This window comes from Lysobacter sp. N42 (assembly GCF_004344885.1).
Window position 1 is genome coordinate 91,784 of sequence record NZ_SKFB01000004.1, and the last position, 22,351, is coordinate 114,134.

General features: G+C 46.4%; 22 protein-coding genes. 18 read left to right on the top strand and 4 right to left on the bottom strand.

Annotated features, from left to right (window positions below):
- Nucleotides 1–38: 38 nt before the first annotated feature.
- Nucleotides 39–2,090 carry a bifunctional diguanylate cyclase/phosphodiesterase gene (locus EYQ95_RS09775; RefSeq protein WP_111915922.1) on the bottom strand — a complete coding sequence of 684 codons (2,052 nt, stop codon included), beginning with the start codon at nt 2,088–2,090 and terminating at the stop codon, nt 39–41.
- A gap of 142 nt (nt 2,091–2,232) precedes the next feature.
- On the opposite strand from EYQ95_RS09775, the gene rraA reads away from it, so the two are divergent.
- Nucleotides 2,233–2,718 (top strand): ribonuclease E activity regulator RraA, encoded by a 486-nt coding sequence (gene rraA / locus EYQ95_RS09780; protein ID WP_111915921.1) that lies wholly within the window; start codon nt 2,233–2,235, stop codon nt 2,716–2,718.
- 4 nt (nt 2,719–2,722) lie between these two features.
- On the top strand, nt 2,723–3,778 hold the full coding sequence (locus EYQ95_RS09785) for an arginase family protein (protein WP_111915920.1): 1,056 nt from the start codon (nt 2,723–2,725) through the stop codon (nt 3,776–3,778).
- Here EYQ95_RS09785 and hutI read toward each other — a convergent pair.
- The gene (gene hutI / locus EYQ95_RS09790) at nt 3,737–4,954 is read right to left on the bottom strand and encodes an imidazolonepropionase (RefSeq protein WP_111915919.1); all 1,218 of its coding nucleotides are present in this window, start codon (nt 4,952–4,954) and stop codon (nt 3,737–3,739) included. The genes EYQ95_RS09785 and hutI overlap by 42 nt on opposite strands.
- A gap of 104 nt (nt 4,955–5,058) precedes the next feature.
- On the opposite strand from hutI, the gene hutC reads away from it, so the two are divergent.
- The 3 genes from hutC to hutH are packed head-to-tail and all read left to right on the top strand — an operon-like array spanning nt 5,059 to nt 9,000.
- Nucleotides 5,059–5,781: a histidine utilization repressor gene (hutC, locus tag EYQ95_RS09795; protein ID WP_111915918.1), complete on the top strand. Its 723-nt coding sequence runs from the start codon at nt 5,059–5,061 to the stop codon at nt 5,779–5,781.
- Between the two features lie 5 nt (nt 5,782–5,786).
- A complete protein-coding gene (hutU, locus tag EYQ95_RS09800; RefSeq protein WP_111915917.1) occupies nt 5,787–7,469 on the top strand; it encodes a urocanate hydratase in 1,683 nt (560 codons plus the stop codon).
- A gap of 7 nt (nt 7,470–7,476) precedes the next feature.
- Nucleotides 7,477–9,000: a histidine ammonia-lyase gene (hutH, locus tag EYQ95_RS09805; RefSeq protein WP_111915916.1), complete on the top strand. Its 1,524-nt coding sequence runs from the start codon at nt 7,477–7,479 to the stop codon at nt 8,998–9,000.
- 65 nt (nt 9,001–9,065) lie between these two features.
- On the opposite strand, the gene EYQ95_RS09810 is transcribed toward hutH, so the two are convergent.
- A complete protein-coding gene (locus tag EYQ95_RS09810) occupies nt 9,066–9,971 on the bottom strand; it encodes a bifunctional GNAT family N-acetyltransferase/hotdog fold thioesterase (protein WP_111915915.1) in 906 nt (301 codons plus the stop codon).
- Between the two features lie 65 nt (nt 9,972–10,036).
- Here EYQ95_RS09810 and EYQ95_RS09815 point away from each other — a divergent pair, with 65 nt between their 5' ends.
- From EYQ95_RS09815 to EYQ95_RS09875, 13 genes are all read left to right on the top strand, one after another.
- Nucleotides 10,037–10,714, top strand: coding sequence for a spermidine synthase (locus tag EYQ95_RS09815; RefSeq protein ID WP_111915914.1), 678 nt, complete (start codon nt 10,037–10,039; stop codon nt 10,712–10,714).
- 128 nt (nt 10,715–10,842) lie between these two features.
- Nucleotides 10,843–11,436, top strand: coding sequence for a hypothetical protein (locus EYQ95_RS09820; protein ID WP_111915913.1), 594 nt, complete (start codon nt 10,843–10,845; stop codon nt 11,434–11,436).
- The gene (locus EYQ95_RS09825) at nt 11,424–13,043 is read left to right on the top strand and encodes an NRDE family protein (RefSeq protein ID WP_111915912.1); all 1,620 of its coding nucleotides are present in this window, start codon (nt 11,424–11,426) and stop codon (nt 13,041–13,043) included. Before EYQ95_RS09820 ends, EYQ95_RS09825 begins: the two co-directional genes overlap by 13 nt.
- Nucleotides 13,040–13,930, top strand: coding sequence for a GNAT family N-acetyltransferase (locus EYQ95_RS09830; RefSeq protein WP_111915911.1), 891 nt, complete (start codon nt 13,040–13,042; stop codon nt 13,928–13,930). The genes EYQ95_RS09825 and EYQ95_RS09830 overlap by 4 nt, the downstream gene beginning before the upstream one ends.
- Nucleotides 13,931–13,980: 50 nt before the next feature.
- On the top strand, nt 13,981–14,874 hold the full coding sequence (locus EYQ95_RS09835; RefSeq protein ID WP_207916334.1) for a virulence factor BrkB family protein: 894 nt from the start codon (nt 13,981–13,983) through the stop codon (nt 14,872–14,874).
- Entirely contained in the window at nt 14,871–15,317 is a 447-nt protein-coding gene (gene dtd, locus EYQ95_RS09840) for a D-aminoacyl-tRNA deacylase (protein ID WP_111915910.1), read from the top strand. The genes EYQ95_RS09835 and dtd overlap by 4 nt, the downstream gene beginning before the upstream one ends.
- A 113-nt stretch (nt 15,318–15,430) precedes the next feature.
- Complete coding sequence (locus tag EYQ95_RS09845) at nt 15,431–15,622, top strand: DUF2061 domain-containing protein (protein WP_111915909.1); 192 nt, start codon at nt 15,431–15,433, stop codon at nt 15,620–15,622.
- Between the two features lie 3 nt (nt 15,623–15,625).
- Nucleotides 15,626–16,348, top strand: a complete 723-nt coding sequence (locus EYQ95_RS09850) for an SDR family NAD(P)-dependent oxidoreductase (RefSeq protein ID WP_207916337.1) — start codon at nt 15,626–15,628, stop codon at nt 16,346–16,348.
- A 383-nt stretch (nt 16,349–16,731) separates the two neighbouring features.
- Nucleotides 16,732–16,992, top strand: coding sequence for a DUF3081 domain-containing protein (locus EYQ95_RS09855; RefSeq protein ID WP_111915907.1), 261 nt, complete (start codon nt 16,732–16,734; stop codon nt 16,990–16,992).
- Nucleotides 16,993–17,031: 39 nt separating this feature from the next.
- Entirely contained in the window at nt 17,032–17,667 is a 636-nt protein-coding gene (locus EYQ95_RS09860) for a hemolysin III family protein (protein ID WP_111916001.1), read from the top strand.
- Nucleotides 17,668–17,702: 35 nt separating this feature from the next.
- Entirely contained in the window at nt 17,703–19,298 is a 1,596-nt protein-coding gene (locus EYQ95_RS09865) for a diguanylate cyclase domain-containing protein (RefSeq protein WP_111915906.1), read from the top strand.
- Nucleotides 19,299–19,331: 33 nt separating this feature from the next.
- Nucleotides 19,332–19,805 carry a hypothetical protein gene (locus tag EYQ95_RS09870; RefSeq protein ID WP_126266352.1) on the top strand — a complete coding sequence of 158 codons (474 nt, stop codon included), beginning with the start codon at nt 19,332–19,334 and terminating at the stop codon, nt 19,803–19,805.
- A 37-nt stretch (nt 19,806–19,842) separates the two neighbouring features.
- On the top strand, nt 19,843–20,220 hold the full coding sequence (locus EYQ95_RS09875) for a hypothetical protein (RefSeq protein WP_111915904.1): 378 nt from the start codon (nt 19,843–19,845) through the stop codon (nt 20,218–20,220).
- An 85-nt stretch (nt 20,221–20,305) separates the two neighbouring features.
- Here the strand turns inward: EYQ95_RS09875 and typA are convergent, their stop codons facing one another.
- Entirely contained in the window at nt 20,306–22,147 is a 1,842-nt protein-coding gene (gene typA, locus EYQ95_RS09880) for a translational GTPase TypA (RefSeq protein WP_111915903.1), read from the bottom strand.
- Between the last annotated feature and the right edge of the window lie 204 nt (nt 22,148–22,351).

Genomic DNA, 22,351 nt, shown 5'->3' on the forward strand with positions numbered 1-22,351 from the left:
TTGAAATGTAGAGCGGGCATGGAAACTTGCCCGCTTTTTTATTTCTCGCTAATTAGGCTGAAATTCACTTCGCCCCAGGTTTTCCAATGCTTTTTAAGAATTTCTCGTGCCTCTGAAGTGTTCACCGGTGGCGAGAGCAAATAGCCTTGAGCCGAGTCACAACCCAGGTCAAGTAAAGTGGCGAGCTGTTCGTGGGTTTCTACACCTTCGGCAATGACGGTTTTGCGCAAGCCATGACTGAGTTGAACTAGAGTTCTTACAATCGTGAGGTTAGAGTCGCCTTCTAGCATTTCATGAACAAAGCTACGGTCTATTTTAATTCGGTCAAACGGAAGTCTGCGCAAATAAGACAACGACGAGTAACCAGTGCCGAAGTCGTCGATAGAAATGCGAATGCCCATCTCTCTGAGTTCACTTAATACGTTCAAACCTGTGGTCATGTCTGAAACAGCGACACTTTCTGTGATTTCTAGCTCTAAGTCTGTTGCTTTCAGTTCGTATTGCTGGAAAAGTTTCTGAATGTGGGAAGTGAGTCGGTTGTTTTGGAACTGACGAGCACCCAAGTTTACGGCAATGGGTACGGTTCTTTCGCCAGCTTTTCGCCATTCATAAATAAGTTTTGCGCAGCGAGCTAGAACCCAGTCGTCCAAATCTGAAATCATGCCGAGCTGCTCGATAAATGGCAGGAATTCGCCTGGTCCTAATAAGCCACGGATAGGATGTTGCCAACGTACTAGGGCTTCAAAGCAGGTTAAAGCTTGTCTACGGCCACTAAAAATGGGCTGTAATTGAATGAAAAACTCGTCTTGTGCAAATGCGCGGCGTAATTCCGGCTCGATGTCTGCAAGCCTTATGTAATGCTCGTCCATTCCGCGTTGATAAACCATCACGGACGGGTTGCTAGAAAGCTTTGCATTCGCCAGTGCTATGTTTGCTTTACTGACTAATGTTTCTGCACGGCTGCCGTGCTGAGGATATCGAGAAACTCCCACACTGCAAGAAACAGAAAGCTCGCGGCCATCTATGTGCATAGTGTCTTGCAGACGGTCATGTATGTTTTGTCCTAGTTCCTGCAGTAATGACAAGCGTTTGAGGTGATCAAATACAATAACAAACACGTCGCCACTAATTCTGGCTTGGAAAATTTGACGGTAAGGCAAAGCTTTCAAGCGGTCACTAATTTCAACAAGAACTCTGTCGCCGCCCTTCATACCTAACGTGTCATTAATGGCCTTAAAACGGTCTGCACCGATCATCACAATCGACAGCTGTCGGTCGCTTGCTCTACACGAATCGATGAATAGTGGGAGCTTGGTCATGAGCTCTTCGCGGTTAGGAAGCTGCGTAAGTGCGTCGTGCCTACCGAGAAAGTCGGCTTGTTGAATGGCGCTGAGCGCATGGTGTCTTTCACTGTCGAGCAGCCAAATGGTAATACCCAGCACCACAACCACGACAGAAACCATGTTGAAGTAGCCTTGTAATGCCCACACGACTTCATTTAGGCCATTAAGGCTAAGAAACAACAGAGCACCTAATACGCCCAAGTTCTTAAGCCCATGCACTATGAACGAGAAGGCGATAAGTTTTGGTCCTAGCCCCGCTTTGGTGACTAGCCAAATGATAATCCCTGCGAGTAACAGGGCGAGGCCTGTGATCAAGAACATCGCATCGTCGCCGTAAGAAACAACTTCAAGACCTGACGCAGGCTCAGTAAAGAAAATCGGTGCAACGCCACCTACAATACTAATCGCGTATATGAGCCAGCGCACTTTCTTACGGGGTAGCTTATTTCGAATAATATCGACCGCGCCTATAACTAACGAAGCAAGTGCTACATAAAATGCGCTAATGTGAAAATGCTTTAAATAGAATAAGGTGTTGTCTGAAAACCAGTCGAAGTCAAAACCTACTAAGCGTATGAAATTAGCTGCACAGCCTAATGAATAGTAGAACGTTGCATACGACCAAAACCGGAGGTAACTGCGCTTATATTGGCGATAATAAAACAGCAATAGCACGGCAAAACCGAACATAAGTAAAGCTTGTCCGGCATAACTTGAGCTTGCAATTAATGTGGTAGAAATCGCCATAGAAGAATTAAGCTTTGCGGTAAGGTAAAGAACTCATTACACGATTTAACGAGTTTTACCGGATAAAATCAACCTAAGCGGTGTAAATGCGCGTTTTCATGGTTATACTGTGCGCAGAAACTTTCCCTTTCAGGAGCTTCCCATGGAATATAACACCTCTGAATTATGTGACTTATACGCTGACCTCGTAGACGTGGTTGAGCCAATGTTCGTTAACTACGGCGGATTAAGTTCGTTTGGTGGTCAAATTGTCACGGTGAAGTGTCATGAAGACAAAGGCGTCATCGAAACCGTACTTGCGCAAGAAGGTACAGGAAAAGTGTTGCTTGTAGACGGTGGCGGCTCCATGCGACGCGCATTAATCGATATTAATGTGGCTGAGTTAGCCTTAGAAAACGACTGGGAAGGCATAATTTGTTACGGTTGTGTGCGCGACGTCGACGCGATTGAAGACATTGAAATTGGTATCCAAGCCATTGCTTCAATTCCAGTTGGCGCTGGCTCGGAGGGTGTGGGCGAGTCTGACATCCCCGTGAACTTTGGCGGCGTAACCTTCTTACCTGACGACCACATTTACGCCGACAACACAGGCGTTATTTTGTCTCCTGAGCCATTAGATATCGAATAAACCGATGTACGAGTTTGTGCAGGCTGTAGACCCGCAGGAATGGGTTAAGCCGAGAGATAACGAAACTAAGGTTGGCCAAGCGGTTCCTTTATTACCGAAAGCAGAGTCTTATTCGGCGGCGTTAGCCAGTGCGTATAGTGCTGGCCAGCGTGTTGCTATTTTAGGAGTTCCAGAGTGTATTGGGCCTCGGGCAAACTTAGGTAACGGTGGTGCGCAAGACGGTTGGAATGCTTTTTTGAAAAGCTTTCTCAACTTGCAGTCAACGCATGCATTGCCACTACAAGACTTGCTTCTAGTGGGTAATGTAGACACTACCGACCTTATGTTGGAGGCGGAACAACTCGATGTCAGTAAGCCCCATGAACTACTTAGACTGCGTGAGCTTGTTGCTTTATTAGACACAAGAGTGCAGCACGTGGTGGCTCCGCTATTCAACGCTGGCTTTGAAGTGGTGCTAGTCGGTGGTGGTCATAATAACGCTTATCCGTTGCTAACCTCATTACACCAAGCTGTAGGCGTTCCAGTCGGCGCAATTAACCTAGACCCTCATTCCGATTTTCGTCCGAGAGAAGGACGACATAGCGGAAATGGTTTTAGTTACGCTTACACCGAAGGAGCATTAGGTTATTACCACGTCATGTCGTTGCATGAGGGCAAAAACTCGGCAACTACATTAAAAAATCTTGCAGACGCAGGTTTTCGCTATCACAGCATTCATCATTTATACGATATGCAATTCACTGACGCGATGCGCGACGTAACGGCCAAGGCGATAGCATGGCAAGCACCGCTAGGTGTTGAAGTTGATGTCGACGCTATTCAGTTTGCGCCGGCGAGTGCATACAACACTACCGGCGTATCCGTGGCTCAAGCATATAGCTTTGTGTCTGATTTAGCGTCGTTACCTGAAGCCAAATATCTTCACTTGGCGGAAGCTGCACCGAGTTGTCACCCCGCAGGTATAGATGCAGGAATGCAACACGCGGGTCAGTTGTTAAGTGAACTTCTGATTGCTTGGCTACGCGGCCGAGGAAGAAGAGCTAGCGAACCTTTGCGTTAGACGCTGAACACCAAACTCGTAACAGATCATTTCTGGCGCTTCCATATTCCATAATGCCATGTCGGCTTTGTATCCTTTGGCCAACACCCCAACGTCGCTTTGCCCCAAAGCCTTTGCTGCATGTTTGGTCACACCTAACCACGCTTCTTCAGGAGTCAGCTGAAATAATGTACATGCGAAGTGCATCATCAATGGCAGGTTCACAATAGGTGAAGACCCCGGGTTTGCGTCGGTGGCGATAGCAATGGGCACACCAGCTTCTCGCAATGCTTCAATAGGTGGTAACTTTGTTTCACGCAAGAAATAAAAAGCACCTGGAAGTAGTACAGCAACACTGCCTGCTTTAGCCATTTGCTCGATACCTTGTTGAGAAAGATACTCTAAATGATCTGCAGACAAACCGTTAAAGCTTGCCATGAGTGCTGCACCATCTTGGTCGCTTAGCTGTTCGGCGTGAATTTTCACCGGTAAGCCATGGGCTTTTGCGGCCTCAAATACGCGTTCAGACTGTTGGCGCGTGAAGCCCACTGTTTCGCAGAATACGTCTACAGCGTCAGCTAAGTCAGCTTCTACCGCCGCAGGAATAATAACGTTACACACATGGTCGATATAGTCGTCGGCGCGGTCGCTATATTCGGGAGGTAGCGCGTGCGCGGCTAATAATGTGGTGACAACTCGAGCGGGTAAGGTTTTACCTAAACGTCTTGCCACACGAAGCTGCTTCAATTCGTCTTCTAGGTTTAAGCCATACCCAGATTTAATTTCGATAGTGGTTACGCCCTGCTCAATAAGAGCTTCCGCGCGCAGCAAAGCGTCTTCGAAAAGTTGCTCTTCACTTGCTTCGCGTGTGGCTTTTACGGTGGATTTAATGCCGCCCCCAGCAGCTGCTATTTCTGCGTAGGTGGCTCCATGTAAACGTTGTTTGAATTCGTTGGCACGGTTTCCACCCCATACTAAGTGAGTGTGGCAGTCGATAAGTCCGGGTGTAAGCAGCTGGCCTTCACCATCAATGCGATTAGACAAGTTTTTATAGTTGTCGGGTAGCTGCGACTGTGGCCCAACCCACTCTATTTCACCTTGTGAAAAAACTAGCGCACCATGCTCTATAACGCCTAGAGGGTTGTTATCAGAAGACTGCATAGTGGCAACAGTAACGTTCTCTATCAAGGTTGGCATAAAGACTCCGAAGCTGACAAAAAAGAATTTCTTTGCTATTGTATATACAACAGTATAGCACACCAAACAATGGATTGGGTTGGAATGAAGCGGGGGACTTCAGGATGACCAAGTACGAAAGCATTAAAGAGCATATTTACCAGAAAATAGAGAGCGGCGAGTGGCCTGAATACCACTCGGTGAGTTCTGAAAATGCCCTGGCGAATCAATTCCACGTGAGTCGTATGACCGCGCGCAGAGCTTTACAAGAGTTATGCGACGAAGGTCTGGTCACGCGTACTCGAGGGTCTGGCACTTTTGTTGCGCCGTTGAAATCGCAGTCTGCGTTGTTAACGATTCGAAATATCGCCGACGAAATACGCATGCGTCAGCACCAGCACTCTGCTCGGGTAGTGAAAATGGAGAAAGTGCCGGCTTATCCAGCGCTTGCCACCTTCTTGCATGTGCCTATCGACTCAGACGTATGGCATTCGGTGATTGTTCACTATGAAAACGGTCAGCCGGTACAGGTGGAAGACCGTTATGTGAATCCTAGATTAGTACCCGACTACGGCGACCAAGACTTTAGCGAGCATACACCGCACGAATACTTGTGCGAAGTCACACCGCTGACAGAGGCGAGCCATCAAATTGAAGCGATGGCGCCAGACCAACAATTAATGAAGTGGTTGCAGCTTAATGAGCCGGAGCCATGCCTACAAATTCATAGACGTACCTGGTGTCGAGACGGAGTTGTAAGTCAAGCCACGTTAACGCACCCAGGTTCAAGATTCCGGCTCGGTGGACATATGACCTTCCGCGCCCCCAGAAAAAAGGTAGAGGAGTAAATAGCATGAAATCGACGCGCCTAGATACCTCGCGCAAAATTCGTGCAGCGCGCGGTAGCGAACGCACTGCGAAAAGCTGGCAAACCGAAGCTGCGAAACGCATGCTGATGAATAACCTAGACGAAGAAGTTGCGGAGCACCCGCAAGGTCTAGTGGTGTACGGTGGAATTGGCCGTGCGGCGCGTAACTGGGAATGTTACGACCGTATCGTTGAAGTACTGGACCGTTTAGAAGACGACCAAACCTTGCTAGTTCAAAGCGGCAAGCCTGTTGGCGTATTTCCTACGCACAAAGACGCACCCCGTGTACTTATTGCTAATTCAAATTTAGTACCGCAGTGGGCGAACTGGGAGCACTTTAACAAGCTCGACCGCAAAGGTTTGATGATGTACGGGCAAATGACCGCCGGTTCATGGATTTACATTGGTTCGCAAGGCATTGTGCAAGGCACCTACGAAACATTCGGAGCGGTTGCTCGCCAGCACTTTAATGGCGACGCTAGCGGTAAGTGGGTACTTACTGGCGGTCTTGGTGGAATGGGTGGCGCGCAGCCACTTGCGGCAACCATGGCTGGTTTCAGTATGTTGGCATGTGAAGTAGACGAAAGCCGAATCGACTTCCGTATTCGCACTCGCTACGTAGACGAAAAAGCGACTGATTTAGATAGTGCGCTCGCACGTATTGAACAAGCTAATAAAGAAGGTAAGCCGGTGTCTGTGGGATTACTCGCAAACGCAGCCGACGTATACGACGAGCTAGTTAAACGTGGCGTTACTCCAGACGTAGTGACCGACCAAACTAGTGCTCACGATCCTTTAAATGGTTACCTGCCACAAGGTTGGACTATGGCTCAGGCTGCAGAGCGTCGTGAACAAGACGAAGCTGCGGTAGTGAAAGCGGCGAAAGAAAGCATGGCTGTGCAGGTGAAAGCGATGCTTAAGCTGCAAGAGCGTGGCGCGGCAACACTAGATTACGGCAACAACATCCGCCAAATGGCGAAAGACGTTGGTGTGAGCGACGCATTCGACTTCCCCGGCTTTGTACCTGCGTACATTCGCCCACTATTTTGCCAAGGTATTGGCCCATTCCGTTGGGTAGCGCTTTCTGGAGACCCGGAAGATATTTATAAAACAGACCAGAAAGTAAAAGAACTTATGCCCGACGATGCGCATTTGCACAACTGGCTAGATATGGCGAAAGAGCGTATAGCGTTCCAAGGACTACCCTCACGTATTTGTTGGGTGGGTTTGAAAGACCGTGCGCGCTTAGGTTTGGCGTTCAATGAAATGGTTCGCAACGGTGAACTGAAAGCACCAATTGTGATTGGTCGTGATCACCTCGACTCTGGCTCTGTTGCAAGTCCTAACCGTGAAACAGAGTCTATGATGGACGGTTCTGACGCAGTTTCAGACTGGCCGTTATTGAACGCTCTATTGAATACGGCGGGCGGTGCTACATGGGTAAGCTTGCATCACGGCGGTGGTGTTGGAATGGGCTATTCGCAACATTCAGGCGTAGTTATTGTTGCCGACGGTACAGACGAAGCAGAGCAACGTTTACGCCGTGTATTGTGGAACGATCCAGGCACGGGTGTAATGCGCCACGCAGACGCGGGTTACGACATTGCAAAAGACACCGCGAAAGAATGCGACCTTGACTTACCTATGATTACGGGCGGTCAGAAGTAGGAGTTTTATGATGAAAAAGATTGCTTTAAAACCAGGTCATTTAACCTTAGAAGACCTTCACTTTGTTAGCCGTAACCCGGTTGCTTTAGAGCTCGCAGACGAAGCTTGGCAAGATATTGAGAAGTCGGCGCAAACTGTTGCAGACGTACTTTCGCAAGGTCGTGTGGTGTATGGTATTAACACCGGTTTTGGTTTGCTTGCGAACACACGCATTCAGCCTGATCAATTAGCCGACTTGCAACGCCGTATCGTATTGTCTCATGCTGCTGGCGTAGGTGAGCTCATGGCAGACTCTGTCGTGCGCTTAATGATGGTCTTGAAGATTAACTCATTAGCACGCGGCTTTTCGGGTATTCGCCCGCAGGTGATGGAATTCCTTCTGACGATGTTAGAAAAAGAAGCCTACCCTTGCGTGCCGGAAAAGGGCTCTGTGGGTGCTTGTGGTGACTTAGCGCCACTAGCACACATGGTGTTACCGCTTTTAGGCGAAGGTGAAATTCGCTATCAAGGCGAAGTAAAGCCTTCTTCAGAGGTGTTGCCGCTTATTGGTCTTGAAGCTATGACGCTTGCACCAAAAGAAGGCTTGGCATTGTTGAATGGTACGCAAGCTTCAACGGCTTTGGCTTTGCACGGCCTATTTGCGATTGAAGACGTATTCCGCGCGGGCTTGTTGGCTGGTGGTATGGCGGTAGAAGCTGCGCTTGGTTCTAGAACTCCATTTGATGCGCGTATTCATGGTGTACGTGGTCAATTAGGCCAGCAAGACGTAGCGGCGGAACTTCGTCGTATTCTTGCTGAAACCAGTGAAGTAGGTCAGTCACATGAAAACTGTGACAAGGTACAAGACCCTTATTCACTGCGTTGCCAACCGCAAGTCATGGGAGCTGTTTGGGACCAAATTCGTTACGCGGCAACTATTTTAGAACGCGAAGCTAATGGCGTAACCGACAATCCATTAGTGTTTAGTGAAGACCAAGATATTCTTTCGGGTGGTAACTTCCACGCAGAACCGGTTGCGCTTGTGGCAGACGCCTTGGCTGTAGCGTGCAGTGAAATTGGTGCACTTTCAGAGCGCCGTATTGCACTGCTGGTCGATAAAAACTTGAGTAACCTACCTCCTTTCCTAGTTGAAAACGGCGGTGTGAACTCTGGATTTATGTTGGCTCAGGTTACTGCAGCTGCACTTGCGTCTGAAAACAAAACGCTTGCGCACCCAGCTTCGGTAGACAGTTTGCCGACTTCAGCGAACCAAGAAGATCATGTGTCTATGGCTACATTTGCTGCGCGTCGCTTAGAAGATATTGCCGAAAATACTGCGGCTATTGTTGCAGTAGAATTACTTGGTACGGCTCAAGGATTAGAGTTTAGACGTCCGTTGAAAAGCTCTATTACGATAGAAGCAGCGTTCGCTAAAGTTCGAGAAAAAGTAGGGTTTTATGACGAAGATCGCTACTTTTCACCGGATATTAAAGCAATTACAAGCCTAATTCGCAGTGGCGATCTTTCACCATTGTGTGAAATTAAGCTTTAAGTTCTTAGTTTTAAGTCTTAGCAGTAAAGCGACCTAACCGGTTGGGTTAGGTCGCTTTTTTATTTCTATCTTTTAGCCTTAACCACATAGTGTCCGGTAAACATGGCGGCAAAGTCGTCGCCGTCATACACGGCTACCGTCAGTGTTAAATGAGCATTTTTGCCTTGCTGCAAGGCCGTGAAGTCGCCTTCCATGTCGCTCATGGTCGATATCGCACGGGGTTCACTCTCGACAGGCATTTTGTATTCGATATTGGCGTCGGCAAGCACGATACCGCCCTCAATATTTTCTTCCTGCATGTGCAGCTGAATCATGCCCCAACCGGCAAGCGTTGCGAGGGTATATATGCTGCCTGCAAACATGGTTTGGTGCACGTTAATGTTGCGTGCTAGTGGTGCGCGAAGTTCGAATGTTCTACCGGTATATTGATAAATACGAATACCCATAGCTTCGGTAATCGGTATTTCTTTGTGCCATACGTTTTGCAGGTCTTCGCACCATGTAGGTCGATAAACGATGTAGTCGGGTTTGTCCAACGCCTTCACTAACTGGTGTTCAGCTTGTGGATTTTTTACCGTATCCGCTTCTTCTTTCAGCTCATAGCCACAGCGGATGTAAAACCCTAGTGTATTTTCTCGAGAATTAATAATAACGCGTTCCGCACCTTGTTCTTTCGCAGCAGACTCGAGCGCGTAAATAAGGTTTACACCGTGTCCTTCGCCTTGCACTTTAGGGTCTACCGCCATAAAGCGTATTTGCGCTTCTTCTGGGCTATTAAAGTGAATGCGCCCTACACCGATAGCTTCGCCCTTGCTGTTGACTAGCATGCGGTGTTCGCCGACTTGATCGTATTCGTCTTTTTCAGAACCGCGTGGCCTTTTAAAGGGTTTACGCAGCACTCGCCAACGCAAGTCGTAGTAGCGTTCAAACGTTTCTTCACTGTGCGGTATAACGACTGAAGTTTTACTCATTGCCTTCCTGTTTCAAACACATACACTAAGTCTCTATGGAGTTATTCCCGTAAAGAGGCTTTGCATTGACTCAATATTTAGACGCACCAGCCCTAGAAAATATTATTAGCTCTTCAGACATCGTCGCGTTCAAAGGGAATAGCGAGGTTAGATTAGTCGTATTAGAGAATCAAGAATATCGTCTTTTAGTATTAAATGGCGCTGTTCAGTCTATTCAGTATAAAGCAGAACCTTTTACATTATTGTTTCCACATCAAAGGCAATTGCTGAAAGTTTTAGGCGAGCTACCAGAGAACGCGCAGGTACTTGAAATGGGATTGGGCGGAGGCTCTGCATTAGCGCATGCACAGCAGTATTTTCCCCAAATGCAATGGACCACATTAGAGCGCTCTATCGACGTTATCGATTTGTATCTCGACTTTTTTGCTCCGCAAATTCCTCATCACCGACATCAAATTGTGTGTGCCGACGCTGCAGACTGGTTAGGAAAAAACGATGCCAGAAAATTCGATCTAGTACTTTGTGACGTCTACGACAAAATACAACGGCCTCTGCTGGCAAAGTGCGCCGCATGTGTGGCGAATAATGGTTGGCTGGTGGTGAATTGGTTACCGCACTTACATGAAAACACTGATATAGAAAGGTTTTTAGAAGGCGTACCCGAATTAAAAGGCTGGCAGTTCAATGTGAGCAGAGTTGAAGGCTACCGGAATAAAATACTGCAGTTTCAGCGAAGTGAATGAAATAAAAACTAAACTATTGGTTAATAAATAGGTCACAAAGGGGTGTGTATTTCTTAAAAGTGTCATATTGTGAAGGTATAACAGGCTAAAAATAAATAAGTTTTTAGTTTTCCGCTGGGAGATTATTTATGTCTTTAAAGGACGTGTCTGCAAAGGAAGCGTTAGTCGAGCCAAAGGAACAGTTGTTAGTAGAAGAAAATAAGCGCCAGTTGGACTGGTTAGAGCTTTTGCTCAACCAACTTCGTCCGCAAGACTACAGCCGTTCCGACGCATATTCAGGAGCGTCAGCCATTTCCAGCCATGTTCGCCATGTATTGAATCATTACGACCTGTTCTTGCAAGCTTGCCAGCTTCACACATCCCAAGACACGTTAAACTACGAAGCTAGAACAAGAAACCATCCTGCAGAAAAGAATATAGACGCGGCTAAATACTGGCTTGCAACCATTCGTAAAACCATGAATAGCGCTAATCTCAACGAGAAGAAACCGTTGAAGTTAAAAGAGTGCGCAGGACAAGTCGAGGTGCTGTCCAGCGTGGGGCGTGAAATGGCATTTTTGTATAGCCATACAGCTCATCATTTAGCGCTCATTAAGCAACAAGCTGTTCAGTTAGGTTATGAGCTTGCAGAGAGTTTCGGTGTTCACCCTTCCACATTGCGTGCGCAAGCAAATCAGAAGGTGCAACCTATCCAAGCGAAAGGGAAAGCATGTGCACGATAACTTGGCGAATTGTTGCTGAGAAAGAAACCGACAACCAACCCGTTGAACCCCGCCTGTACATTGTCGCGAACCGAGACGAGAGCCGAACTCGGGTTCGTGCTTTGCCTCCGCAATATTTTGAAGCGTCAGACTGCCGACTCTTAATGCCTGTCGATCCACAGGGTCAAGGAAGTTGGATAGCCACCAACGAATTTGGCTTAACTGTTGCGCTTTTGAATAATTATGAAGCTGAAGCCGAGTTCCATAAGTTAGAAGGTGCGCGTAGCCGCGGATTACTCGTGAAAGCTTTGGCCGGTTGTACAAATTTTTTGGCGGCAGAGAAACAATTAAACGCGGAAGACATCAAGCGTTATGCGCCTTTTCATTTGCTACTATTTGCTGGCGCACAACACCCTGTGTGCTGGACATGGAATGGCCACAAGCTTAGCCAGAAGCACCTGACCAGTGGTTATTTAAGTACTTCAGCGTGGCAGTCTAAGCATATTCCTAAAGTTCGCGCCCGCTATTTAAAAGATGCCTTAGCCAAAGTGACCAACGAAAGTGAGCACTTACATTTACTTCGTTCTGCTAAACCCAAAGGCGGTGGATTTGGTGTTGCGATGAAACGCAACGATGCCATGACCGTAAGTACCACAACGCTTCAAATAACGCCGAAGCAAACGGTGATGCATTATTTTGATGGGCACCCTGATGAGCAGCTAACGTATGAGCAACGTGGTGAAGTGGAATACCGTTTAGACATAAAAGACAGCTTGTATATTAACGCTCAGTTTCACGGCAACGCGCCGTGGCAAACACGTATTCAATTTGAAGCATTATTTGAAGAAAAGGCGCCTGCTTTGTTGGCATCTTTGCCGAAAGGAAGCCTAGCGGTAATCAAGCGCGTTTTGCGTGAAAAACCGTTGAATGAACTTTTCTCTAGATTCGATCATGCGCCACCGCAAGCGTTTTGTGACGCAGCTCTCAACGAGTTAGGCGTGGAGCTAAAGGTACATAGCGAGAGCTGGCCTTCAGCTGAGCAAAGACCGATATTTGTCTGTAATCACCCCACCGGTGGCGTCGACGGTATTGTTCTCATGGCTGCGTTACACAAGCGTTACCCTGAACTAAAAGTGGCGGCAAACGATGTGCTCAAGCAGATAACGCATCTGACACCATGGATTACTCCAGTCAATGTGTTTGGCAATAAACGGGCGGCCCTGCAACCGCTACAAGAGGTGTTCGCGAGTGGCGCACCGCTTATGGTTTTCCCGTCCGGAAAAACAGCACGGCGAGATGGGAAAGGACAGCTGGACGATGGCGAATGGTCGGGCGTACCGGCCAAACTCGCATTGAAACATAACCGAGTTGTGGTGCCGCTACATATTAAAGCGCATAACTCGAAATGGTTCGACACATTGGCGGCGATAAGAAAGCGTTTCGGTGTAAATATGAATATTGAAATGCTGCTTCTAGTGCGCGAACTCATGAAGCCCGCATGTAAACAATTTCACTTGCACTGCGCAAAGCCGTTAAGTCAGAGTGATTTGAGTCAAATCGTGGCTAGCCGAATTGCTGGGGAACTCTTAAAACAGAAAAGTTATGCATTAGTTGGAAATACGCCATGAAGCCAATTGCACAACCTATACCTGCTGAAGCATTAGCTTCAGAATTTAATCAAATCGAACCTTTGAAAGCCTTCCGAGGCTTGGAAATTTATCAGCTTCATGGTGACGAGTGTCCTAACATCATGTTGGAAATTGGCAGAATTCGTGAGCTGGTGTTTCGCCAAGCTGGCGCAGGTAGGGGCGAAGAACGGGACTTAGATTCTTTAGACACAGGCGCTTTGGGTTATTTGCAGCTTGTGGTTTGGGATCCGGTAAATCTTCAAATCGTGGCTTTGTATCGCTTTCAAAAAGGTGAGCACGCTGTAGAAGGCGGTGACGCATGGTTAAGAACTTCGACGCTATTCGACTACTCTGATGAATTTCGTAGTAAATGGTTGCCGAACGCTATAGAACTTGGTCGCTCGGTCGTGAACCCAGAAGCAAAAAAGAAAACTTTGGGCTTCTTTGCCGTTTGGCAGGGTCTTGGTGCACTTATTCAAGCATACCCTCAAATGTCTTGCTTCTTCGGTAACGTCACGCTTTATAAAACCTTAGGCGAAGACGTACTCAACACCATCGTTGGTTATTGCGAAACTTGGTACGCACCAACCACACCACTACTCACAGCAAAATCAGGGTTACAGTTTTCTAGTCGCTCGGAAGTTGCAAAGGCAGTCCAGCAAGTCGATTCCGAAAGCTCAAACCAACGTATTCAACGGTTGAAAGAGGCTTTGGACGCGTTGGGCGAACGTGTACCACCTATCTTGCAAAGTTACATGGGGCTAGGTGCCAACATTTATATGGGGCAAACGGCTTTAGACGCAGATTTTGGTGAGGCGTTTGAGTTAGGTATCGTGGTGCCCATAAAGGCTATACCCGCTGAAGTTTTGGAGAAATTCACGCGTTAGCTTATATTGAGAGGGTGAATAGCCTAGTAGCTTCAACTCAAGGACATGGCGTGGAAGACAATTCTGAAAAAGAAACCTGGCAGGACCAAGCATTAGACGTAATGAAGCGCAGCGGTGACTTTCTGGTGTTTTGCTGGAACCGGTTTCGTGACGAACGCATTAACGTGACTGCCGGTCATCTGACTTATGTTACTTTACTCTCGTTAGTGCCGTTGTTGGCTGTCATCTTTTCGGTTTTTGCAGCTTTTCCAATGTTCGACGGCCTTCGAGAAGATATTCAAGAAACACTGTTGTCGAACCTTATTCCTACCAGTAGCGAAGCTATTGAAGCTTATCTTAATCGCTTTGTAGCCAACGCTAACCAAATGACCGTCGTGGGTGTGTCTTTTCTATTTTTGGTCGCATTATTGATGATCTCGGCAATAGACCGTGCCTTAAATTCTATTTGGCGAGTGCACCAACGTCGCCGCATGATTATTTCTCTTGCGGTGTATTGGATGGTAATTACCTTGGGGCCAGTTTTGGTTGCCGTTAGCGTGGCTGTAAGCGGTTATTTATTCTCGTTAGCAGCAACCGCAGACGAGTATGTACAAGGGTTCCGAGCAGGGCTACTGAGCTTAGTGCCCGTGTTGTCTATGTTTGTAGCGTTCTTACTTTTGTATGTAACCGTGCCCAATAAAGTTGTGCGTATTCGGCATGCTTGGTGGGGCGCAGCAGTGGCAGCAATATTATTTGAGTTTGCTAAAAATGGCTTCGAGGCATACTTAAAACACTTTCCTTCCTACGAGCTCTTATATGGTGCGCTCGCAACCATTCCTATTCTGATAGTTTGGATTTATTTGTCTTGGATCGTTATTCTATTCGGTGCTGTTTTCGCGGCAACTATTGAAGATTATTTCGACCCAGAAAGATACGACGATATTCCAGCAGAGGAGTCTGAATGATTGGCTTAATTCAGCGTGTCCAAGAGGCGCGCGTAGAAGTAGAGAAAGAAGTGGTAGGGCAAATTGGCCAAGGTGTTTTGGTGTTCCTTGGAGTAGAAAAAACAGACACCGATGCTCAAGCCATTGAGCTGGCGCGCAGAATATCCAGTTACCGTATTTTTTCTGATCACGAAGATAAAATGAATTTAGACGTGAAGGACATTCAAGGCGAGGTGTTAGTTGTTTCTCAATTCACCTTAGCGGCAGACACACGAAAAGGCCGCCGGCCTAGCTTTTCTTCTGCTGGATCTCCAGCCTCTGCCCAGCGCTTGTACCATGTATTTTGTGACGCACTAAGAGCACACGACGTACCCGTAGCCACCGGCCAATTTGCAGCCGACATGCAGGTTCATATTGTGAATGACGGCCCGGTTACTTTCTATTTAAAAACAAATGCTGAGTAAATAACCCTAAAGCCTCTACGGTTACTCGAATATCTTAATCGATTAAATTGAATCTAATTATCAAGTGTAATCGTATAAGGTTGTATAACTACACGCAGTGGGGAGCTTTGGTTATGAAAAAAACAGCGACTTTCGCAGTGCTACATTTTAGCGTTGCCTTCACAATTACTTATTTACTCACCGGAAACTGGGTTCTAGGTGGACTGGTGGCATTAATTGAGCCAGCCGTGAACACGGTTGCCTACTTTTTCCACGAGAAAGCGTGGAATCACTTTGAGCAAAAGCGCTCGGTTACCGTAAGCTAAATCATGTTGAAGTATTTAGTTTACGGTGCCGGTGGTGGCATTGGCCAAGCTCTTGTGGAAGAACTACTCAAGCGCCACACAGACGCAGAGGTGTATGCGGTCAGCGCACAAAAGCAGCCTTCTGGGTTAAACCAAGACCGAGTTAAATGGTTTTTAACCCCGCATAGCCTAGAAGCTATGGAAGAACGCTTGGGCCAATGGCAAACAGAAGGCATCATGTTTGACGGCGTCATCTCTACCATTGGTTGGTTACACGACAACGACAACATGCCCGAGCGCAGAATAGAGCACCTCAATGCAACCCAGCTGTCACGGTATTTTGAAGTGAATGCCATTTTCCCCATGATGCTGTTGCAAGCACTCAAACCTCTTTTGGCGAAGGACTCCCCTGCATTCTTTGCTCAACTCAGCGCAAAGGTGGGCAGCATTGAAGACAACCATTTAGGTGGTTGGTACGGCTACCGCGCATCAAAAGCTGCTTTAAATATGTTTCTCAAAACAGCTGCGATAGAATTTAAGCGGACCCACAAGAAGCTTGTTATTAGCTCCATACACCCAGGCACCACAGACTCGGAGCTCTCTAAACCGTTTCAAGAGCGTATCCCCGAAGGTAAGCTTTATACTGCTGAACAGACAGCAGAGCGTATGCTTAATGTAATTGAAGGGCTAACGCCTTCTCAAACCGGAGGTTTTTGGTTCTGGGACGGCAGCGCTTTACCTTGGTAGTCTTGTTCTTCGTGCAATATTCATTCATGCTTGAGAAAAATAAGAAGGAATGAATTATGGATTACATTATTAGCCTCATTTTACCTCCGTTAGGCGTATGGCGAAGCCAGCACAAGCTCCAAGTACTGCTAAGTTTAGTGCTTTGGGGGCTCGCGATTATGTTCGTGGTTATAGCGTCGAATGACGGACCGGCAGGAACGTATGCGGCGGGCCCTGTACTTTATATGTTCTCAATTATTCATGCATTTATTCTCACGCACCGTCACTTACAAACAGAACGCGGTAGTCGCCACCCTCACCAAGGCCAATAATTAAAAGCGTTTGCTCTTGAATTTCATACACTTCGTTGCCATACCTAAACATAAGACACGTGGAGGTATGGCATGAAAAACGAATTGAGTACCCGATTTATTTTGCAAGTGTTCGAGAAAATTCGCGAACATGGTGAGAATAAAGACGACAAGCATGTATTAGAGGATATAACGGCATATACAGATTACGACGGTTATACCGTGTATATGGAAGGCCATCAGGTGAAATTGAATACGGGCTTTCACAATACCTATCACCTCGACTATGATTCCGAGCGTGCTTTCCAAAACTTCCTTAAAAAACTTCAATATATCGACAAAAACTATGGTTAAATGGGCACTCGATACACAGATGGTCAGACCAGAAAGTTTATGAAGACATATTCACTTGCAGAAGAAATTGCGAATTCAGTAAGTCATGGGGTAGGTGCGCTACTATCGATAGCCGGCCTCGTGGTGATGGTTGTGATGTCAGTTGCCTATGGCGACGTATGGACAGTAGTAAGTACCTCTATTTACGGTGCTTCGCTCGTGTTGCTATACACAGCGTCAACTTTGTATCACGCAATTACGAATGAACGCGCTAAACATGTGTTTAGGCTCATGGACCATTCCATGATCTTTATTCTTATCGCCGGAACATATACACCTTTCTTGCTCGTGAACTTAAGAGGCCCTTGGGGCTGGTCATTATTCGGGGTGATCTGGGGTATAGCCATTGGCGGCGTATTCTTAGAAACCATGAAGAAAAAGCGCGTGAAATGGCTTTCTGTAAGTTTATACCTTGGCCTCGGTTGGATGGCGCTTATTGCTATGAAACCGATGCTCGCTAACGTGAACGCGACCGGCTTATTGCTGCTTCTTGCCGGCGGGCTTTGCTACTCATTCGGCGTTATTTTTTATGTGAAAAAACAGATTGTGCATCACCATGCTATCTGGCACATGTTTGTACTGAGCGCGAGTGTTTTGCACTTCTTTGCAGTGGTTTATGGCGTAATTTTAGGCTAATATTTTCATATAGTATGGCCTAACAGGCGTTTCGATTGTTGAATGCAAAGCAAAGGTTCAGTCAAGTTCCTATTCGAACGATTGTATTTCGAAGCGCCACCATTTTCCTTATCCTTGCCCTTAGCTTTATAGCTACCATAGCCAACGAAGTTAGAAACTTCGCGCGCAACGACCACAATATTGGTTATCAGAATTTCGAGTTTAATGTTGTCGCCACAGCGCGCTTTTCCGACGCTATTTTCGACTCGGTAATCAATCAACCTCGAATTCTAGCGTTGATGCAGCAAGCACATTCAGAAGATTCTAGCGAAGTTGTTGAGGCTAGGCAGAGCTTATATGAAGCGTTACAGCCGCTTTATGAAACGCTGCGCGATGCAGACATTCAACAGCTGCATTTTCACACCCGCACAAACCATTCTTTTCTAAGATTCCACCGTCCTAGCTTATACGGTGACGACCTCACAGGTATTCGCAGTACCGTTGAGTATGTGAATGCAACGCAAACGCCTTTTCATGGTTTTGAGGAAGGCAGAGTATTTAATGGCTTTCGCCATGTTTATCCGCTGATCTACCAAAATGAACATGTGGGAAGTGTGGAAATCTCAAACTCGCTTGCAAGTTTTAAAAGAGTGTATGAACTAAGCCAAGAGGATACCGTCGACTTCGTGTTATTCCGTGGAGTTGTGGAAAGTAAGGTTTTCGAAGAAGAACTGAGTAACTATCACAACTATGCTTTAAGCCCGCACTTGTTGCTGCAAAACGAACTTATCGAACTCGATCTTGAGTCGCCGATTATTGATTACCAAGAAAAGCAAAGATTGCTTCAAAGATTTGCAGACCGTCGTGGTGTTGTTCGTGCCATTGAAAATCACACAGATTACTTTGGTGTCGCATGGTTTAACAATCGTGTGTATTCCATTAAGTTAAATGTGCTTAGAGGCGGCGTTAATCGAGAACCCGTAGGGTTTGCGGTTAGCTTGAGTAACTATAACTACATTAAAGAGTCTTTACCTGGGCACATACTTCAGCTTTCTCTATTTCTACTCATTTCGATTGCTTTCGCGTGGGTGCTTTACCGACAACGGCGATTAATGAAAGGTGCTGAGCATTTAGCCCGTTACGACGGCTTGACAGGGCTTATGAATCGTCGTTATTTCTCAGAAGTCGCGATTGATACGCTTACCCAAAATGAAAACCCTCCTAAATCTCGGTTTTACTTTCGCCGTAAGCCACCTTGGGTCAAAAGAGACTACTCGTTAATAATGTTCGACATCGACCACTTCAAAAAAATTAATGACCAGTTTGGTCATGACGTGGGCGACAAAGCACTAGAATTCATGGCACGCCTAATTAAAGAACAGAATCAAAGAGGCGATACCTATTGCCGCTGGGGCGGTGAAGAGTTTATGGCGTTAGTGCGCGGTAAGGTAGACAAAGCGCAAGAAAAAGCAGAGTTCCTCCGTGCACTTATTGAGGAAAGAACCGAGCGGGAAGAAGGTATTCCAGGTTTCACTTGTAGCTTCGGTGTAGTCGAGACCGATAAAAACATACCATGGGACAAGCAACTTACCGACGTAGACCATTTGCTTTACAAGGCTAAAGAGAACGGCAGGAATCGGGTTGAGGGGTAGTGGTTTAATACCTTACGGACAGAGAGACGGAGTTTGATTGAAATGATAAGGATATTCCTATCTATCTACCTTTTTGCATTAATGTCTTCTGGTGCTGAGGCATCCGATGTGGAAATAGTCACTAGGCTCGAGTGTCGCACTCCGGATCTGGGCACAGAGAGCGTCACTCCTGAGAGTATTCCCACTGATGTTTTCCAACATCATGATTTTATGTCTGCCACGTTGACCGTTAGCGTCAATAATTCCGATTCAAATAATCTCAAGACTAGCCTTAATGAGCATGATCAGAGACACCCTTACAGCCGAGTTGCAGTACTCTCGGTGCGTCGGAATATTGAAAAGCTTTTACCATGCGGCGAAGTATTTGATGTTTCGGTTTATTTTTCTAGGAAACATGATGTAGTTTCGAAGGAAAGAGTAGTAGAGATAACCGGCAGAATTCGAAATAATTGCTCAAGCTTTGCGTTGGCCTGTTTCGAAGCGCTATCTGTTGAGATAGTTGAATGACTTAACATTTCCAACCTTTTTTTCGAGGTTTGACTGTATGGATTACCAGACACTCTTGGTGATAGGTAGATTTATAACTGCAATTGTTTTTGTAATCAGTGTCGGCAATGCGTACCTCGTTTTTTCTCTTTTCAAGAAAAACAAACGAATAGCCTTATATGTTTTACTTCTTTTAGCAATTAACTTAGTGGTTGGAAATTCGTTCTTAGTGGAAGGCGATATCTATTTAATTACCCTGAGTGCTGCTGTGTTTTTAAGCTTATTTTTAAATGCCTGGGTTATATCGAGAGAGTTAAAACCATTCGAGCGTCTTCTAACTTTATCGTTGCCTACTTTGAATTTAATTATTTTCTGTATAAATATCCGTTTAAATGATGAGATGGGGCTTACTTACTATGGTGCGTACATAACTTGAGTTAGATTTTCATCTCTTGGACCCCAAACAAAAAAGGCTTTCCAATCGGAAAGCCTTTTTGCATTCAAAGCCTAGAAGCTAAGCCTTATTCACCGCTTGTGCGTGAAGCGCGTTTACGTTCGTTTTCGGTAAGAAGCTTCTTACGAATACGAATCGACTCTGGTGTTACTTCTACTAGTTCGTCATTGTCGATGAACTCTAGTGCAGACTCCAAAGTTACGCGGATAGGCGGAGAAAGTGTAGTTGCTTCGTCGGTACCTGACGCACGAACGTTAGTAAGCTGCTTACCTTTCAAGCCGTTTACGGTTAGGTCGTTTGAACGGTTATGAATACCGATGATTTGGCCTTCGTAAACTTCATCACCGTGAGTTGCGAATAAGCGACCACGTTCTTGAAGGTTAAATAGTGCATAAGACAAGCACTTACCTTGCGCGTTTGAAATCAATACACCGTTAGTACGCTGACCAATTTTGCCACCTTTGTGCGGACCGTAGTGGTCGAACGCGTGGTAAATCAAGCCAGTACCTGAAGTGAGTGACATGAACTCAGTTTGGAAACCAATTAAGCCGCGGCTTGGTACGATAAAGTCGATACGTGTACGACCTTTACCGTCTTGCTGCATGTTGGTCATTTCTGCTTTACGTAGACCAAGAGCTTCCATTACAGAACCTTGGTGCTGTTCTTCAACGTCAACAGTTAGGGTTTCAAACGGTTCTTGTTTAACACCGTCAACTTCTTTGATGATTACTTCAGGACGAGACACTGCAAGCTCGAAGCCTTCACGACGCATGTTTTCGATTAAAACACCCAAGTGAAGCTCACCACGACCAGAAACGCGGAACTTATCTGGGTTCTCTGTTTCTTCTACGCGAAGTGCAACGTTGTGTACCAATTCTTGTTGTAAGCGCTCAAGAATTTGACGAGAAGTTACGAACTTACCTTCTTTACCCGCGAACGGAGAAGTGTTTACTTGGAAGGTCATCGTTACTGTTGGCTCATCAACGGTAAGTGCTGGCATCGCTTCTGCGTTACCTACAGCACAAACTGTGTCTGAAATTTTAAGTTCACCCAAACCAGTAATTGCGCAAATGTCACCTGCGCCTGCTTGGTTTACTTCAAGGCGATCAAGACCTAAGTAACCAAATACTTGGCCTACTTTACCGTTACGCGTTGTACCGTCGGCACCTACTACAGTAACTTGCTGGTTTGGCTTCACTGAACCACGGCGGATACGGCCAATTCCGATAACGCCAACATAGCTTGAGTAATCAAGCTGAGAAATTTGTAACTGTAAAGGACCGTCTTCGTCTGCTTCTGGTGGTTGAACTTGTTCAACGATAGTTTGGAACAATGGGTCCATGTTGCCATCACGAGCTTCAGCGTCAGTAGACGCGTAGCCGTTCAATGCAGAAGCATAAACGATAGTGAAGTCGAGCTGTTCGTCGGTTGCGCCTAAGTTGTCGAATAGGTCGAATACTTGGTCGATAACCCAATCAGGACGCGCGCCAGGGCGATCGATTTTGTTCACAACAACGATTGGCTTCAAACCGTGTGCGAAAGCTTTTTGGGTTACGAAACGTGTTTGCGGCATTGGGCCGTCTACAGCGTCAACCAAAAGTAAAACCGAGTCTGCCATCGACAATACACGTTCTACTTCACCGCCGAAGTCAGCGTGGCCCGGAGTATCAAGAATGTTGATGTGGTATCCGTTCCAGTTGATTGCAGTGTTTTTCGCCAAAATGGTAATTCCACGCTCTTTTTCAAGATCGTTAGAGTCCATGATGCGCTCTTCAAGTTCGCCACGGCTTTCTAGCGTGCCAGACTGCTGAAGAAGTTTATCAACCAAGGTAGTTTTACCGTGGTCAACGTGCGCGATAATAGCGATATTACGTAGATGTTTGACGTCTTTAGACTTTAAGTCGGTCATACTTGCTTTCCAGTTTAGAGGTGCCACATTCAATGGTTTGGAATGATTTCCAAGCATCTTTACAACATGCGGCTGAAAAAATAGGTCGGGATTATACAGGTATGAGTGCGTAAAAAACAGGCGGCATTGAAATGCTTTTATGAATTTTCTGTTTAAATGTGGATGTGCAGGTAGTCTAGCTTCACATGTCGTAACATTTTAAGA

Coding starts and splice junctions, on each gene's coding strand:
- EYQ95_RS09775 (WP_111915922.1), bottom strand. CDS start 2,090: ATGGCGATTTCTACCACATTAATTGCAAGCTCAAGTTATGCCGGACAA.
- rraA (WP_111915921.1), top strand. CDS start 2,233: ATGGAATATAACACCTCTGAATTATGTGACTTATACGCTGACCTCGTA.
- EYQ95_RS09785 (WP_111915920.1), top strand. CDS start 2,723: ATGTACGAGTTTGTGCAGGCTGTAGACCCGCAGGAATGGGTTAAGCCG.
- hutI (WP_111915919.1), bottom strand. CDS start 4,954: ATGCCAACCTTGATAGAGAACGTTACTGTTGCCACTATGCAGTCTTCT.
- hutC (WP_111915918.1), top strand. CDS start 5,059: ATGACCAAGTACGAAAGCATTAAAGAGCATATTTACCAGAAAATAGAG.
- hutU (WP_111915917.1), top strand. CDS start 5,787: ATGAAATCGACGCGCCTAGATACCTCGCGCAAAATTCGTGCAGCGCGC.
- hutH (WP_111915916.1), top strand. CDS start 7,477: ATGATGAAAAAGATTGCTTTAAAACCAGGTCATTTAACCTTAGAAGAC.
- EYQ95_RS09810 (WP_111915915.1), bottom strand. CDS start 9,971: ATGAGTAAAACTTCAGTCGTTATACCGCACAGTGAAGAAACGTTTGAA.
- EYQ95_RS09820 (WP_111915913.1), top strand. CDS start 10,843: ATGTCTTTAAAGGACGTGTCTGCAAAGGAAGCGTTAGTCGAGCCAAAG.
- EYQ95_RS09825 (WP_111915912.1), top strand. CDS start 11,424: ATGTGCACGATAACTTGGCGAATTGTTGCTGAGAAAGAAACCGACAAC.
- EYQ95_RS09830 (WP_111915911.1), top strand. CDS start 13,040: ATGAAGCCAATTGCACAACCTATACCTGCTGAAGCATTAGCTTCAGAA.
- dtd (WP_111915910.1), top strand. CDS start 14,871: ATGATTGGCTTAATTCAGCGTGTCCAAGAGGCGCGCGTAGAAGTAGAG.
- EYQ95_RS09845 (WP_111915909.1), top strand. CDS start 15,431: ATGAAAAAAACAGCGACTTTCGCAGTGCTACATTTTAGCGTTGCCTTC.
- EYQ95_RS09850 (WP_207916337.1), top strand. CDS start 15,626: ATGTTGAAGTATTTAGTTTACGGTGCCGGTGGTGGCATTGGCCAAGCT.
- EYQ95_RS09855 (WP_111915907.1), top strand. CDS start 16,732: ATGAAAAACGAATTGAGTACCCGATTTATTTTGCAAGTGTTCGAGAAA.
- EYQ95_RS09860 (WP_111916001.1), top strand. CDS start 17,032: ATGAAGACATATTCACTTGCAGAAGAAATTGCGAATTCAGTAAGTCAT.
- EYQ95_RS09875 (WP_111915904.1), top strand. CDS start 19,843: ATGGATTACCAGACACTCTTGGTGATAGGTAGATTTATAACTGCAATT.
- typA (WP_111915903.1), bottom strand. CDS start 22,147: ATGACCGACTTAAAGTCTAAAGACGTCAAACATCTACGTAATATCGCT.